The following is a 14,701-nucleotide window of genomic DNA, read 5'->3' on the forward strand; positions in this document are numbered from 1 at the left end:
AAGGACTTCAGTTATGAGAAAATTATCTTTTTTAGATCGAATTGTTGAAGAAATTGATAGTTATGCAAGATTTACAAAGCATCCTCTTAATCCCAATAGAAAGTCTCCAGCTGGTGATATAAGAGATGGTAAGTTATCTGATGAGGATAAAAAACACGCAGCTGGACTGATGCGAGTTGATTATACTGGAGAAATTTGTGCTCAAGGACTTTATAGAGGGCAAGCATCTGTAGCAAAATCAGTTGAAACAAAAGAGCACTTATATCACGCAGCTGACGAAGAGTATGACCATTTAGCTTGGTGTGCGGAGCGACTAGATGAGTTAGAGGCAAAGCCTAGTTTACTAAATCCATTTTGGTACTGGGCATCTTTTGGTATAGGAGCTACCGCTGGCTCTATTAGTGATAGTCTAAGTTATGGTTTTGTTGTGGAGACAGAAAAACAAGTTATGAAACACCTGGATTCACATTTAAAAAACTTACCAGTTAATGATAATCGCTCACGTGAGATACTTAAACAAATGTACCTTGATGAATCTGAGCATGCAATTGAAGCAGAGAAAGCTGGAGGCAAAAAGTTACCTAAACCTGTAAAAGCTATAATGAAGCTTCAGTCAAAAGTAATGACTACACTGGCGTATAGATTCTAAATTTTACAGTCTTTCAACTGTGACTTATATAAATTAGTATAAGCTTTAACTTTATTTGCTATATTTTTATCTTCTTCGATTTTAGCCTTATTTTTGAATGTGCCAGCTTTGTAGCGCTTATATCCAGTTGCTCCAAGCATATATGCCATATATAGATTTTCGCTATCACTCATTTTAAGTTTTAGAGATTTTGAAAGTTGTGCCATATACCAGCCTATAAACTGTACACTATCATCAAAATTATTTCTTTTAGCATTTTGCTTAACTTCTTCTTGGAAGTGTTTCCATGTACTGTTTATAGCTTGAGCATATCCATAAGCAGTTGAGTAACTGCTTTTAGCTTCGGCATCGAAACGAGATTCTTGGTATATCAGACCCATTGCAAAAGCTGGGGATAGATTATATTTATCTTGAGCTTTTTTTAGTGATAATTTCCAGTTAGGGTTTTGATCTAATATTTCACAAGCTCCCATATTTGCATCAACTTGTACATCTGAGGAGTTACTCGAGAAAAAAACGGCAGCTGCTACAATAATTACAACAAGTAATACATATCTAAGTCTAAACTTTTTTGGCATTTTCTAAATGACTTTTTAGTTATATTAATCATTAAGGGTAAATGATATGAGAGTATATTTCTAGGGTTTAAAATATTTTATTGATTAAAATGATTTCCAACAATTTCTTTGATAACAATACCTGCTATCGTAAGACCAAATAGCGAAGGCATATAGCTAAGAGTTCCATTTGTAGCTCTAGATCTGCCATCTTGATTTGGCTCAGGAGCATTAGGTGGGAGAGGGTCTATACCTTTTTGTGTTGAAAAGATAGCTTTGACTCCCTTTGCAACATGTAATTTTTTTAATCTTGTTCTCATCGCCCTTGCTAGAGCACATACATCAGTTTTGTATATATCTGCTACTTTTATCTGCGTTGGGTCTGTTTTTCCACCGGCACCCATACTTGATATTGTTTTTATACCTAAGTCTTGATGAGCTACCTTAATGAGGTTTACTTTAGCATTAAGTGTATCAATAGCATCAATTACATAGTCATATTTTTCATTGCTAAGTAGCTCAAGAGTATTTTCTGGGTTTATAAAAGTCTTTAAAGCATTAACCTTACATTCTGGGTTTATATCTGCGATGCGCTCTTTCATAATATCAACTTTTGATTTTCCAATAGTACTATGAAGAGCAATTAGCTGTCGGTTAATATTTGATGGATCTACTACGTCCATATCAACTATAGTAAGCTTGCCAATACCTGCTCTGGCAAGAGCCTCTATCACATAAGAGCCTACTCCGCCACATCCAGCTACAAAGATGTTAGTATTCTCAAGTTTATTAATACCAGTTTCATCGACTAAAATACCGGTCCTCTGTGTAATAGCATCAATCATAGTTTTATATGTATACCTTATTTATATCATCAATGTATTTATATGCAAATAGATTAGCATAGGTTTCACCAGTTACATGGTCAATTTCATTAATATCAAGCTGTACCGGTAACCAATCAGTAGTGCTTGTAACAATTTTGTTATTATCCAAAACAAAACCATCAACTATAGCATTGGCATTTTGCATAAACTTATCATAATTAAGTCGAGTCACTACAGAGTCCTCTTTGAGTGCAAATAGATACAAAGGAGTTCTGGTTTTTTTACCAAAATCAACAATATCTGCAGCTTTCATTGTCTCAATAAGTTCTTTATTGGTAAATATTTTTTCATTAAATAAGTCATACATTGAGTTGTTACCAGTAGGTATAGCGTAATGAGAAGCAGATTCTTGATTAGGAAACTTCTTGTATAATGCACTATTAAATATTGCTCCAGCAAATTGTGTATTCGGTAAATGCTGCTGCAAAAATAAAGAATCGAAGTTATAGTGTTTGTTTTCAAGATTACACTTTTCTTGTGAGAATGTTGAACACTTCATTTCAAAGAAACCTTTATCAATGTCATTTGTGCTTATAGTTTTAGATACATTGCTATAATTTAGATAACTCATAAAAGTGTTTGCCATTAAACCAGGTTTTAGCATCGATGTGATAAGTTTACTGTGTAGAAAATACTTACTAGAGTCATTGTTATCAGTCATAAAGTCTAGCATGGTATTACTTACATCATAAGCTCCACTTAATCCAGCAGCAGCTCTATATCTATATAGTGTATCTAACTTATCTACCCCTTCACAGTCACCACGCCATCCTAAACATTTGGCTGTCCATATAGAATATGCTCCACCTTCAGAATAACCAACTGAAAATAGATTTAGTGTTGAGTTATCTTTCAGACCATATTTTTTGCGGATATCACTACTAACATTATTCAATAAATCAACAGCTGTATTTATGGTTTGCTTCGGATATAAAACATAGGGGTGATAGTTTTTATAGTCATCTCCTTGACCAATATAGTCAGGAGCAACAACGATATATCCATTAGCGGCATATACTCCAGCGTAAACAGTATTTAGATACAAGCTAGTCTTATTTTTTTTATCTAGATTAGAAGGAACTCCAGCATTATCAAATACAGTAGGGTGGTAGTATAAGACTACTCCCTTTGGATGATTGGTATTAGGAAGCATTACAAGTCCAGATACATGAGATGTTATTTTTCCTGTAGCTGGGAAAGAATTGATTGTAGTATATGATATTTTATCAAGTTGGATGTCTTTTATATTTTTATTACCAAGAGAGCCGACATCTATGCCATAATCTTTTATGTTCTTAAAATTTTTATCACAATCCTCTTTTGATAGATTCTTATTACAGAAATATTTTGTTTTGAAATCGTTTTCGATATCTTTAGTTGTCCATGTTGCCGTATTTACTACTTCTGTGTACCCCAAAGAAGATAACAGTAGTAGTCCTAATAGTGTGCTTTTTTTTATCATGTGATTTTACTCTAATTAACTATATATCTAAGTTAATATTTCTAACATCAGTTACTGTCATCCCAGCCTTTAGAGCACTAATAAGACCTGGTACACCATCTTCAAACACATGACAGTCACGAGGTTTAACATTGTATTTATTTGCTAATAATGTAAATGCATCAGGTGAGCTTTTATTTGGGTGTGAGTCATCTGCTGTAATTATGCTGTCAAAATAATCAGTAAGTCCCAGAACATCTAAAGACTTAATTACATTGGCTTGTTTGCCGCCAGATATTACTATCATGGGTATCTTATTATGATAGTGTATAACTAAGTCAACTATAGGTTGGATAGGTCTAGTTTGGCTTAATAGTTCATAAGAAGCTTCTTTAATTTTTTCAGCGATTATGGGTGTTTCACTTTCATCAAATTTGAATACTTCTTTGAGTATATACTCACTAGGTAGTCCGTTATATTTATCAAAGTCGATAGATTCGACCTCTGGCTTGGTATTTTTCAATACACTAAGCCAAGCATTAACGTGTATTTTCATATTGTTTGCGATTGTGCCATCACAGTCAAAAATTAGAAGTTTTGTGTTTTTGTGAACAGGTAAAAGCATATTAAATTTTGTTAATAAGTATTGTTATCAATATTATATACGATAAATAGAGTTGACATAAGTATAATTAGAAAGCAAAATTAAGAGCGTTAAATTTTAATATTGACCATAAAACTTTGTATAAATGGAGGAATGAATTATGGTATTAGTAGGTAAAAAAGCACCTGTATTTAATACACCAGCTGTTTTAGGAACTGGTGAAATTGTTGATAGCTATGACTTTGCTAAAGCTATCCAAGGTAAATATGCTGTTGTGGTATTCTATCCACTAGATTTTACATTTGTTTGCCCATCTGAATTAATTGCTTTAGACAAAAGAACAGCTAAGCTAAAAGAGCTAGGTGTTGAGGTTGTAAGTGTATCAATAGATTCTCATTTCACACATAATGCATGGAGAAATACTCCAATTAATGACGGAGGTATTGGACCAGTTCAGTACACTATGGTTGCAGATATTAATCAAGAAATTGTTAAAGCTTATGATGTTCAGTCTGAAGGTGGTATGGCATTTAGAGGTACTTTCTTGATCGACAAATCAGGTATTGTTCGTCATCAGGTTGTTAATGATCTTCCTCTTGGTAGAAATATGGATGAAATAACTAGAATGGTAGAAGCGTTACAGTTCCATGAAGAACATGGTGAAGTTTGTCCTGCTGGTTGGAACAAAGGTGATGAAGGTATGAAAGCATCTCCTGAAGGTGTAGCTGAATACCTATCTGATCACGTTGTAGATCTATAATTTATCATTTATTCTTATACTTTCTAATTTAATCACGATTTTTGCTCATAGATGAAAAATATTTTTTTAATATTAATAAGTTTGCTAGTGCTGACTTATGATGTCTATGCGGCAAATGATGTTGCAGATATAGATACTCAAAAAAAGTTAGTTAATACTGATAAATCAAAAGCTAATACTTCTCAAGATAATTCTGCTTTAGATACGGTCGAACAGTATGAAGGAGAATCAATAGCTCCCGGGACAACGTTTGATGTTGGAAAAACTCTTCTAAAGCTGTCTCGTGCTGATAAAGTTAAGCCTCCATTCTATCAAGGGATAAAAAATAATGTAATACTTTCTCAAGCAATGCTTAATACCCAGCAAGAAACCGGAGATCCTGAGTTTATCATTTTATCACGCCAAAATGGTTTGCTAAAAGATGACTATCTATATGTGGGAGGAATGGCTTCTTTTATTCCAACCTGGGGGCGAGATACTCAAAATGGCGTATCATCACGTTCAATTAATAACTATTCACTAGAGTATTATGTAGCAAGTACTTTAGGTGATTGGACATCTGTTTTTGCTTCTTTAAATACCTATACTATTGATGGTAAGTGGTCAGCAACTCCTGGTGGAGTATATTTTATATTAGGTAATTTGAATAAATTACCTGTTTATTCATATGCTGCACTATCAACTGTGAATTTTGGGAATTTTGATGAGTCTACTAATATTATACCTACCTTAACACGTTTGTATTTTATGCAATCTGGGGGTAATGTGAATCTTTCGTATAATAAAGATGGCTTGCAGACAAATTTTGTATTCTTAGCTTCATCTAAGGATGATTTTTTGAAAGTAGCTAATGCATATGAGGGTAACTCTAAGTTAAGTTTTTCTGTAAATATGAAATATACCCAAGACTTACAAAGTGTTGGAGACTATTGGTATGTTGGAGCAGCGTACTCAAATGTTTCGGGCTTTACAAATGACTATAATGACAACGTCGGAGTTGTGGACTTTAATGTGGGGATGAATATTAGCAAACTTGAGCTTGTTAATGAATTTGTGTTTACAGATAAAGGTGTAACCTCAATGACAGATGTTTCGGGAGGTTTTAATTTAAGAGAATCTTTTGCATCATCAATTTTTCCAGATTTAAAGTCGAATGATTTTTTGACTAGTGGAGGTAATGTCTTTGGCTGGTCTTCACAGCTTGACTATACAGCGAATGTTATGAATAAGGATTTTGTACCATTCGTGAGTTACTCTCAAATCCAACAAGCATCTGATAATTATGCGGCATCTTTGGCAACTGGTTTTAGATATAATGTTTTTGCTGATGGGTGGCTTGGTTTTAGCTATACGTATGTTAAAGGAAGGGCAAAAACCTTCTCAGAGCAAGATAATATTATGACTATGTATTTGAGAATATTTATATAAAATTAGATTGTTTGAGTATATGGTGCGATTAAATATAATTGATAGTAATTAGCAGACTATAATGTTATATTAATGCACACTAAAGAATTTAAAGGGGATTATTATGTCTGAGTATCCTTCATGTCCTAAATGTCAATCCGAATATGTTTATCAAGATGGTGAGTTACTAATATGTCCAGAATGCGGTTATGAATGGCAAATTAATGAATCTATTGATGAACAGTTGGTTATCAAAGACTCAAATGGTAATCTTCTTGCTGATGGTGATACTGTAAGTGTTATCAAAGATTTAAAATTAAAAGGTTCATCAAAAGTTATTAAAGTTGGAACTAAGGTTAAAAATATTCGTTTAGTTACTGGAGACCATGATATAGATTGTAAGGTTGATGGTTTTGGGGCTATGAAATTAAAATCTCAATTTGTTAAAAAAATATAAAATGAAGTATATAAGGTTATCTTTTTTTCTTATCTTTGGATTTGTATGTAGTTTTTGTTATGCATATTACATAGAAGAGAATGGCAAAAAAATTCCTGTGAGCAAAAGAGTGGCTGATACTATAGATGATATAGAAATAAAAGAAGGTGAAGCACTAAGTCAACAACAAATAGTTGACATAATAGAAGAAAATGACAAGGACTTAGATAGCAAAGAATTGTAGTTTCATGTTTAGAAAGATAGTAGCTTTAGCAAGTATTTTAGTATTATTCCCATTTAGTGTAGCTGTCAGTGCTGATACAAGTTCTGATTCAGCTGATGCTAGTTCTGTAGAAAGTGGCTATGATCCTGACAATATACGCAGACTTGAATCTAATGCTTATAGAAGAGTCTTTCCTAACCAAGATTATATCTTTAATAAAGCTCCACTAAGTACAGCACAGCAAGAGAAAGTTGCGCAGCAAGCTATTCAAGACTTATCAATTAAAGAAGGTGAAGCTCTTACAGATAGTGAAAAACGAGCACTAGCTAAGAAAACCTTTGATACTAAGGTTAACCAAGCATTGAATATTGATTCTATAAAAACCTCATGGTTTAATGGCTTTAGAGTTAGTGAAACGTTAACTCATGCAATGCTGAATGTTCAGGAAGATACTGGAGATCCTCTATTTATGCTTCAAGCAAGACAGCAAGGTATCTTAGATGATAATTATATCTACTTTGGAACAAAAGTAGCATTGATTGATTGGCAAAGACTAAATAGAGTTCCCCAAGGAGGTGAAAATAGACTTTTTTCTTATGCAGTAGATTTTTATGCTGCATCAACTATTTCTAAATGGTTTACGTCACTCGTTGGGTTTACGTTATATCAAGATCACAGTGATGAAGGCTTCAATGTACGTCCAAATACATTATATTTTATTCTAGGAAACCTTTCAGAAAGTCCATTTTTTGGTTATGTGGCAAACTCAACTGTGATGTACGGTAACTTTGATATTGTTTCAAACTATGTCTCGACGTTGACTAGGACATATTTTATGCAGTCAGGTGGGAATATAAATCTTTCTTATCATACACAAGATTTGCATCTAAATGCGGTACTTTTAGATGCAAACCCTGATAGCTATTTTGGTGTAACTAATGCTGCTAGTAAAAGTGGTGTGGGGTTTTCTTTAAATAGTAAATATGTCTACGAGATGGATACAGTAGGGGATTATCAGTTTTTTGGAGCTGCGTATTCAAATGTATCAGGTTTTCAAACTAAAAATGGTGGAAATGTAGGCGCATTTGATTTGAATTATGGCCTAGCTATTTCAGATATTAACTTTGAAGCAGAAGCTCTTTTAACAGATAGGGGTGTTGGAGGAGTCAATGACTCTTCATCTGTTAGCCCAAATAATATTGCTGGTGTACCTTTTTTTGGTTCCGTAAGACCTAGTGCAGCTTTGATATATGATAATTTCTTAGGTACAGGAGAAAATGTTGCTTCTTGGTCATTACAGTCAAGTTATACAGCAACAATATATGGTAAAAGATTTATTCCTTATGTTGATTATTCACAAGTTTTACAAAATAAATCAAATTTTGCTTATCAATACGGCGCTGGCGTAAGATACAATGCTTTCTATGGCTCTTGGTTGGGTTTAGATTATACAAATATTTACTCTCGTAGTAGTAATTTTAAAGAGAGACAGAACTATCTTTCTCTCAACTATACGTTATATTTATAGTAATCTACTGTTATAATAAAGCTTAGTAACAAAATAGAGAAATTTTGATGTCTAGGCAAGTTTTTATAGATACTGAGACGACGGGTTTTGATTATAAAATAGGTAACAGGATTATAGAATTCGGGGCTGTTGAAGTCATTGATAGGAAAGTTACAGGTAATAATCTACATTTTTATTGTAATCCAAATTATGAAGTTGAGGCTGGAGCTTTAGCAGTTCATGGTCTAACTAATGGGTTTTTGGCAGATAAGCCACTCTTTGAAGAAAATGTTGAAAAGATGATTGATTTTCTTAAAGGTGCCGAAGTTATTATCCATAATGCTGCATTTGATGTGCCATTTATAAATTGGGAGCTTGGGCTTCTGAAAAATAATAAGTATGGCACTCTAGAACAACATGTTGCGAAAATCGTTGACAGCTTGGAACTTGCTAGGAAGAAACATCCTCTTCAGAAAAATAATCTAGATGCTCTTTGTAAAAGGTACTACATTAGAAATGATCATCGTACTTTCCATGGAGCATTATTAGATAGTGAGTTATTGGCTGATGTATATCTTGCAATGACAGGGGGACAAACTAATCTTACTTTACACACTGCAAAAAATGCTAGTAAAGATAATATAGATATTGATTTTAGTAAATTAAATTTACGCTCAGCTAATGAAACAGTTATTAATACCTCTGAACATGATAAATATCTTCGTGAGTTATTAAGGTTGGAAGAGTCAGCTAAATGGTAAGAAAAATAATATTTCCCGAAGCTAAAAAGGAAGACTTAATCTATGCTGGCAAGGATTTTTTTGCTCGAGATTTGTTCTTAGAAAAGAATACTCATCAAGTTTGGTTAGAAATAAAAGAAGCAGCAGAAAAAGATGGTATTCTTTTGTATATAGTTTCTGGTTTTAGAAGTTATGATTATCAGCAAAAAATTATAGATAGAAAACTAGCTAGTGGTCAAACACTTGAACAAATTATGCGAGTAAATGCTCTGCCTGGAGAGAGTGAGCATCATACAGGTAGAGCTATAGATTTGACTACTGGAGATGAAAAAGAAGTTTTAACAGAATCTTTTGAAAATACATTAGCTTTTGAGTGGTTAAGTAAAAATGCTCACAGGTTTGGTTTTAAGATGAGTTTTCCGCGTGATAATGATTATGGGTATATTTATGAGCCTTGGCATTGGTGTTATCAAAGATGAAAAAGAAAAAATCCAATAAGCTATTAATATTAGCGTTGTCAGTAGTTCTTTTGAGCTCGTGTACAACCACAAAAAAAGATGTCACAAAAATAAAATTTGCATCTTATAATTATCCATGGATATTTGCTCCAGTGCGAAAAAATCTCGTAGAAGATAATATATCTGAAGCAATAAATGAAAATAATAATATCGCTAATATAAAGCAGTTAAAAAACCTTAATAATTTGGAGTCTGGAAGATTACTGCAGCTTAACGATAATTACTTAGATTCTATAAAATTTTATAATCTAGCGATTAAATCTATCCCTAAAGATAAAGACCAGTCATTAGAGCAAGCAAAAAAGTTCTTATTAAATAAAAATACATACAACTATTATGACATCAAAACATCATATAATATTCCAGACTATGCAATAAGCTTTTTGTATACATATCAAGCACTAAATTATTTAAAAACGAATGATGTTAATCAAGCACTTAAATCACTGGATAGTTTAGAGACTGCTAAAATATGGAGAAATGAACAAAATGTAATAGCAGGTGGTATGAAGGAGCTTGCTAAAGAGGATCTTGATAGAAATGATATCACTAGCGATGAATTAGGCTTAGATAACTTTAAGTCATTAAAAGCCATGCTTGAATTTTCATCAATAATTCCTAATGCTTATGGTAATCCAATGGCTTACTATCTAAAAAGTTTATTGGACTCAGCTATTTCAAAAAATTATCAGGAATCTTTGAACGACCTTGAAAATGCTCAAAAATATACAATTGGTAACAAATATCTTGATCAAACAGCTAATGAATATCGATCTGCAGTAGCTGGTGAAATATCTCCCTTTTCTATGGGAATGGGTAGAGTTGTGGTTTTTTATGAACAAGGCCTTGTCAATATACGTAAATCTGCACAAGTTAATCTTGATTTAGGCAATATAGGAATCAAGAAACTGGAGTTTCCTGTATACAAAACAAAATATAGTTTTTTTGAGCCGAAAAGAGTAGTAATTTCATCGGGAGGTAGTGCATTAGTAGATACTTATACAGAGACATTACTTGACACGACACTATATGCTATGAAATCGCTCATAGAGAGTTACTCTAGAGTAGTTACACAAAGTGTTGTTATTGAGGCATTTAAATATGATTATGATAAAAATTTTCCTCTAGGAGGGCTTTTGGGCAGTCATTTAAAATTTGACCTATCAAATACTGATCCGAAGCGAGCAGATATGAGATCATGGTTGTTATTACCCAATAGCATTGACCTATTCGAACAACAGATTGATAGTGGCAACTATACAATTCAGGTTAATAATATTCGTCAAAAAATAGATGTAAAACAAGGCAAGACTACTTTATTGTGGATTGTAGATATTGGCAAATTCAAAAAAGTATATTATTTTATTTTTTAGTAGTATAAAGTTGCTCTTATTATATTTTTAAATTAACTAATCATTTGTATTTTTATTATTTTCTATTAAATAATTTCAAAGTAATCTAATTAATCTAGCACGAATTATATTTACTCATAGCAGTCCAAGTGATATAAATTAAAGTACAAGAGGCGTAATTTTGAGGTATTTATGAAAAATATCGTAATACTTGGTGCCGGCAGAGTCGGGTCTTTGGTTAGCTGCTTACTGGTTGAAAGTGGTGACTATACTGTTCATTTAATTGATAGATACATTCCTCATGACAAACCAGTTTTAGAAAAAAATGTAGATAATTTGATATACGTAGAGTTAGATGCTACAAACTCTTCAGACTTAAAAAACTATGTGCAGCAGAATGATATAAAAACTATAGTTTCATGTTTACCGTTTTTTCTTAATAAAGATATAGCTAAAATAGCAGGCGAGTTAGAGCTTAACTACTTTGACTTGACAGAAGATGTAGAGGCTACCAACTATATCAAAAGTATAGCAAATAAAGCAGAAAATAGTTTCTTTGCACCGCAATGTGGCTTAGCTCCAGGATTTATAGGTATTGTGTCTAATAATCTTATGCAAGAGTTCGACTCAATTGATACCGTACGTATGAGGGTGGGAGCTTTACCTTTAAATGTTTCGAATACACTTCAATATGGTTTGACTTGGTCTACAGAAGGCCTAATAAATGAATATGCAAAGCCTTGCGAAGGAGTCGTTGATGGTAAAAAAAGAACTCTAGCTCCATTAGCTGATGTTGAAGAGATTAAAATAGATGGGCTTACCTATGAGGCTTTTAATACCTCTGGTGGTATTGGCTCGATGATCGAGACTTATGCAGGTAAGGTTAAAAATATAAACTACAAAAGTATCCGTCATCCAGGGCATTGTGATAAGATGAAATTCTTAATGCAAGATATGAAGCTAGGCGAAGATTTGGATACTATGGTTAAAATCATGGAAAGAGCGATTCCAAGAATTAATCAAGATGTAGTTCTTATCTATGTATCAGTAGATGGTATCCGAAAAGGTCTAAAAGCAGAGCGTCATTTTGCACAAAAATATCCTTCAAAACGTATGTTTGGTAAATATTTCTCAGCATTACAATTAACTACTGCAACAAGCTTGTGTGTAAGTATAGATCTATTGCTTAGCTCTAAAGATAACCCTACAGGATTTATAAACCAAGAATCTATATGTTTACAAGAGTTTTATGATAATAGATTCGGAAAGTACTATAGAAATTCAGGACTTTTGATACAAGCAGATTAATTTAGGGGGACATAATGAGTATTTTACAAGAATTAAATTTAGGTTTAGAAGCATATATAACTGATGATAATAAAAATGTTATAGAAACTTTAAGTCCAGCAACTGGCGAGCTTTTGGCTAAAGTTAAAAATCAAAACCTAGATGATATGCAATATGCTATTATAAAGGCTACTGAGGTTGCTAAACAATGGCGTCAAATTCCAGCACCTAAAAGAGGAGAGTTAGTTAGACTTATTGGCGAAGAGCTCCGTAAAAATAAAGATCATCTAGGAAGCTTAGTATCTCTTGAGATGGGTAAATCTAAGCAAGAAGGTGATGGCGAAGTTCAAGAGATGATTGATATGGCAGATTTTGCTGTAGGACAATCACGTATGTTATACGGTGTGATGATGAATTCTGAGCGTCACGATCATAGAATGTATGAGCAATGGCATCCATTAGGAGTAGTTGGAGTTATTTCTGCATTTAACTTTCCAGTAGCTGTATGGTCTTGGAATGCTTTTATAGCTGTTATTTGTGGTAATACTGTAGTGTGGAAACCGTCCGAAAAGACACCTCTATGCTCAATTGCTGTACACAATATATGTCAAAAAGTAATTCAAGAGCATGGTTATCCTGAAATTTTTTATACAATAATTTCTAAAGATATTGAGGTTTCAAAGGCATTAGTTAATGATGAAAGGGTAAATCTAGTATCTTTTACAGGTTCTACAAAAGTTGGTCAAGATGTAGGACAACAAGTAGCAAAAAGATTTGGTAAGTCAATTTTAGAGCTAGGTGGTAATAATGCTACAATTATTGATGAATCAGCTAATCTAAAATTAGCAATACCAGCAGCTGTTTTTGGAGCAGTTGGTACAGCAGGGCAGAGATGTACTTCTCTAAGAAGACTATTTGTACATGAATCAATCTATGATTTGGTCAAAGATAAAATGGTCAATGCTTACAAACAAGTTACAGTTGGAGATCCGTTAGATCAAAAAAATCTTATGGGACCTCTTATAGATCAAGCATCAGTTGATAATTTCTTAAAAACTGTAGATCAAGCTACAATAGAAGGCGGTAAAATTTTAACTGGTGGTAAAAAAATTGCAAAAGCTGGTTTCTTTGTTGAGCCAACAATAATTGAAGCAAATGCTAATATGCCAATAGTGGCAGAAGAGAATTTCTGTCCTATTTTATACATAATGCCATTCAAAGATATTGATGAAGCAATCAAATTCAACAATAGTGTTAGATATGGTTTATCAAGCTCTATATTTACTGATAATATCCAAAACGCAGAGAAGTTTTTATCTAGTTCAGGCAGTGATTGTGGTATTGCGAATGTGAATATTGGTACATCAGGTGCTGAAATTGGTGGCGCGTTTGGAGGTGAAAAGCATACTGGTGGCGGTCGTGAAGCTGGTTCAGATGCGTGGAAAGCATATATGCGACGTCAGACTAGCACAATCAATTATGGTAAAGATTTACCATTAGCTCAAGGAATCAAATTTAATCTGGAGGATTAGTTTATGAGTTTTAAGATTTTAGATAAACTTTGGGATCAGTATATTGAAACTAATCCACATGTTAAGCAAGTTTATGATTCTTTTGTGGCTGAGGGTGAAAAGCCTGTCAATGATCATATAGCATTAAGAACGTTAGATAATCCAAAAATAGATATAGATGTGCTATCAAAGCCCTTTATAGATATTGGCTATAAGGTATGTGGACATTATGATTTTGAGGTCAAGAAGCTAAAAGCCATACATCTTGAGCATAGTGATCATAATCAGCCTAAAGTGTTTATTAGTAAGCTTCTAGTTAGTGAATTTAGCCCATTCTTACAAAAAACGATGGAAGCTTGTGTAGAAGGTATACCTAATAGTTTACTGAAGAATCCTGAGGCTTTGTTAACATCAGGTGCAAGTTGGAGCTTTATAAGTTACAAGACTTATCAAAAGCTTCTCGAAGAGTCTGAATATGCCGCTTGGTTTTATGCTTTTGGTTTTAGAGCGAATCATTTTACTGTTTTTATCAACGATTTGAAAAAATTTAGCGAAGTTTCTGAAGTTAATGATTTTCTAAAATTGAATGGCTTTGTATTGAATAGCTCAGGTGGAGAAATTAAGGGAACACCAGCAGATTATTTAGAACAATCAAGTACAATCTCAGGCAACTCTGAAGTTAAATTTATAGAGGGGTGGAAAGAAATTCCTTGTTGCTACTATGAGTTTGCAAAACGCTATCCTGATCAAAGTGGTAAGTTATATCAAGGTTTTGTAGCCAAATCAGCAGATAAAATATTTGAAAGTACTAACGCTAAATAA

16 protein-coding genes are annotated in these 14,701 nt (G+C 33.2%); 12 read left to right on the forward strand and 4 right to left on the reverse strand.

Features of this window, described 5'->3' with window-relative positions; translation table 11 throughout:
• The first annotated feature begins 13 nt into the window (after positions 1–13).
• Positions 14–649, forward strand: coding sequence for a 2-polyprenyl-3-methyl-6-methoxy-1,4-benzoquinone monooxygenase (coq7, locus tag F3D57_RS02060; RefSeq protein ID WP_149368360.1), 636 nt, complete (start codon positions 14–16; stop codon positions 647–649).
• Here coq7 and F3D57_RS02065 read toward each other — a convergent pair.
• From F3D57_RS02065 to F3D57_RS02080, 4 genes are all read right to left on the reverse strand, one after another.
• Positions 646–1,227: a transglycosylase SLT domain-containing protein gene (locus F3D57_RS02065; RefSeq protein ID WP_146422095.1), complete on the reverse strand. Its 582-nt coding sequence runs from the start codon at positions 1,225–1,227 to the stop codon at positions 646–648. The two genes, coq7 and F3D57_RS02065, sit on opposite strands and share 4 nt — an antisense overlap.
• A gap of 77 nt (positions 1,228–1,304) precedes the next feature.
• Positions 1,305–2,051: a ThiF family adenylyltransferase gene (locus F3D57_RS02070; RefSeq protein WP_146422096.1), complete on the reverse strand. Its 747-nt coding sequence runs from the start codon at positions 2,049–2,051 to the stop codon at positions 1,305–1,307.
• Positions 2,052–2,055: 4 nt separating this feature from the next.
• The gene (locus F3D57_RS02075) at positions 2,056–3,552 is read right to left on the reverse strand and encodes a lysophospholipase (protein ID WP_150465042.1); all 1,497 of its coding nucleotides are present in this window, start codon (positions 3,550–3,552) and stop codon (positions 2,056–2,058) included.
• A 22-nt stretch (positions 3,553–3,574) separates the two neighbouring features.
• Positions 3,575–4,159 (reverse strand): HAD family hydrolase, encoded by a 585-nt coding sequence (locus tag F3D57_RS02080; protein WP_146422097.1) that lies wholly within the window; start codon positions 4,157–4,159, stop codon positions 3,575–3,577.
• Between the two features lie 136 nt (positions 4,160–4,295).
• Between F3D57_RS02080 and F3D57_RS02085 the strand changes: the two genes are divergently transcribed.
• The 11 genes from F3D57_RS02085 (at position 4,296) to F3D57_RS02140 (ending at position 14,701) form a co-directional block, all read left to right on the forward strand.
• Positions 4,296–4,898, forward strand: a complete 603-nt coding sequence (locus F3D57_RS02085; protein WP_306669293.1) for a peroxiredoxin — start codon at positions 4,296–4,298, stop codon at positions 4,896–4,898.
• 51 nt (positions 4,899–4,949) lie between these two features.
• Complete coding sequence (locus tag F3D57_RS02090; protein ID WP_146422098.1) at positions 4,950–6,326, forward strand: hypothetical protein; 1,377 nt, start codon at positions 4,950–4,952, stop codon at positions 6,324–6,326.
• Positions 6,327–6,429: 103 nt separating this feature from the next.
• Complete coding sequence (locus F3D57_RS02095; protein WP_013923034.1) at positions 6,430–6,762, forward strand: zinc ribbon domain-containing protein YjdM; 333 nt, start codon at positions 6,430–6,432, stop codon at positions 6,760–6,762.
• Position 6,763: 1 nt separating this feature from the next.
• On the forward strand, positions 6,764–6,985 hold the full coding sequence (locus tag F3D57_RS02100; RefSeq protein WP_146422099.1) for a hypothetical protein: 222 nt from the start codon (positions 6,764–6,766) through the stop codon (positions 6,983–6,985).
• Between the two features lie 4 nt (positions 6,986–6,989).
• Positions 6,990–8,492 (forward strand): hypothetical protein, encoded by a 1,503-nt coding sequence (locus F3D57_RS10210; protein ID WP_191092331.1) that lies wholly within the window; start codon positions 6,990–6,992, stop codon positions 8,490–8,492.
• 47 nt (positions 8,493–8,539) lie between these two features.
• The gene (dnaQ, locus tag F3D57_RS02115; RefSeq protein WP_150465017.1) at positions 8,540–9,232 is read left to right on the forward strand and encodes a DNA polymerase III subunit epsilon; all 693 of its coding nucleotides are present in this window, start codon (positions 8,540–8,542) and stop codon (positions 9,230–9,232) included.
• On the forward strand, positions 9,226–9,690 hold the full coding sequence (locus F3D57_RS02120) for a M15 family metallopeptidase (protein WP_150465018.1): 465 nt from the start codon (positions 9,226–9,228) through the stop codon (positions 9,688–9,690). Before dnaQ ends, F3D57_RS02120 begins: the two co-directional genes overlap by 7 nt.
• Positions 9,687–11,102 (forward strand): hypothetical protein, encoded by a 1,416-nt coding sequence (locus tag F3D57_RS02125; protein WP_150465019.1) that lies wholly within the window; start codon positions 9,687–9,689, stop codon positions 11,100–11,102. Before F3D57_RS02120 ends, F3D57_RS02125 begins: the two co-directional genes overlap by 4 nt.
• Positions 11,103–11,273: 171 nt before the next feature.
• Positions 11,274–12,389 carry a saccharopine dehydrogenase family protein gene (locus tag F3D57_RS02130; protein ID WP_150465020.1) on the forward strand — a complete coding sequence of 372 codons (1,116 nt, stop codon included), beginning with the start codon at positions 11,274–11,276 and terminating at the stop codon, positions 12,387–12,389.
• A 14-nt stretch (positions 12,390–12,403) separates the two neighbouring features.
• Positions 12,404–13,900 (forward strand): aldehyde dehydrogenase family protein, encoded by a 1,497-nt coding sequence (locus tag F3D57_RS02135; RefSeq protein WP_150465021.1) that lies wholly within the window; start codon positions 12,404–12,406, stop codon positions 13,898–13,900.
• A gap of 3 nt (positions 13,901–13,903) precedes the next feature.
• Entirely contained in the window at positions 13,904–14,701 is a 798-nt protein-coding gene (locus F3D57_RS02140) for a DUF1338 domain-containing protein (RefSeq protein WP_150465022.1), read from the forward strand.

Source organism: Francisella sp. SYW-2, from assembly GCF_008711475.1.
GTDB classification, from domain to species: Bacteria; Pseudomonadota; Gammaproteobacteria; order Francisellales; family Francisellaceae; genus Francisella; species Francisella salimarina.

Excerpts from the sequence above, each read along its gene's own strand:
- coq7 (WP_149368360.1), top strand. The coding sequence starts at position 14 with ATGAGAAAATTATCTTTTTTAGATCGAATTGTTGAAGAAATTGATAGT.
- F3D57_RS02065 (WP_146422095.1), bottom strand. The coding sequence starts at position 1,227 with ATGCCAAAAAAGTTTAGACTTAGATATGTATTACTTGTTGTAATTATT.
- F3D57_RS02070 (WP_146422096.1), bottom strand. The coding sequence starts at position 2,051 with ATGATTGATGCTATTACACAGAGGACCGGTATTTTAGTCGATGAAACT.
- F3D57_RS02080 (WP_146422097.1), bottom strand. The coding sequence starts at position 4,159 with ATGCTTTTACCTGTTCACAAAAACACAAAACTTCTAATTTTTGACTGT.
- F3D57_RS02090 (WP_146422098.1), top strand. The coding sequence starts at position 4,950 with ATGAAAAATATTTTTTTAATATTAATAAGTTTGCTAGTGCTGACTTAT.
- F3D57_RS02095 (WP_013923034.1), top strand. The coding sequence starts at position 6,430 with ATGTCTGAGTATCCTTCATGTCCTAAATGTCAATCCGAATATGTTTAT.
- F3D57_RS02100 (WP_146422099.1), top strand. The coding sequence starts at position 6,764 with ATGAAGTATATAAGGTTATCTTTTTTTCTTATCTTTGGATTTGTATGT.
- F3D57_RS10210 (WP_191092331.1), top strand. The coding sequence starts at position 6,990 with ATGTTTAGAAAGATAGTAGCTTTAGCAAGTATTTTAGTATTATTCCCA.
- dnaQ (WP_150465017.1), top strand. The coding sequence starts at position 8,540 with ATGTCTAGGCAAGTTTTTATAGATACTGAGACGACGGGTTTTGATTAT.
- F3D57_RS02120 (WP_150465018.1), top strand. The coding sequence starts at position 9,226 with ATGGTAAGAAAAATAATATTTCCCGAAGCTAAAAAGGAAGACTTAATC.
- F3D57_RS02125 (WP_150465019.1), top strand. The coding sequence starts at position 9,687 with ATGAAAAAGAAAAAATCCAATAAGCTATTAATATTAGCGTTGTCAGTA.
- F3D57_RS02130 (WP_150465020.1), top strand. The coding sequence starts at position 11,274 with ATGAAAAATATCGTAATACTTGGTGCCGGCAGAGTCGGGTCTTTGGTT.
- F3D57_RS02135 (WP_150465021.1), top strand. The coding sequence starts at position 12,404 with ATGAGTATTTTACAAGAATTAAATTTAGGTTTAGAAGCATATATAACT.
- F3D57_RS02140 (WP_150465022.1), top strand. The coding sequence starts at position 13,904 with ATGAGTTTTAAGATTTTAGATAAACTTTGGGATCAGTATATTGAAACT.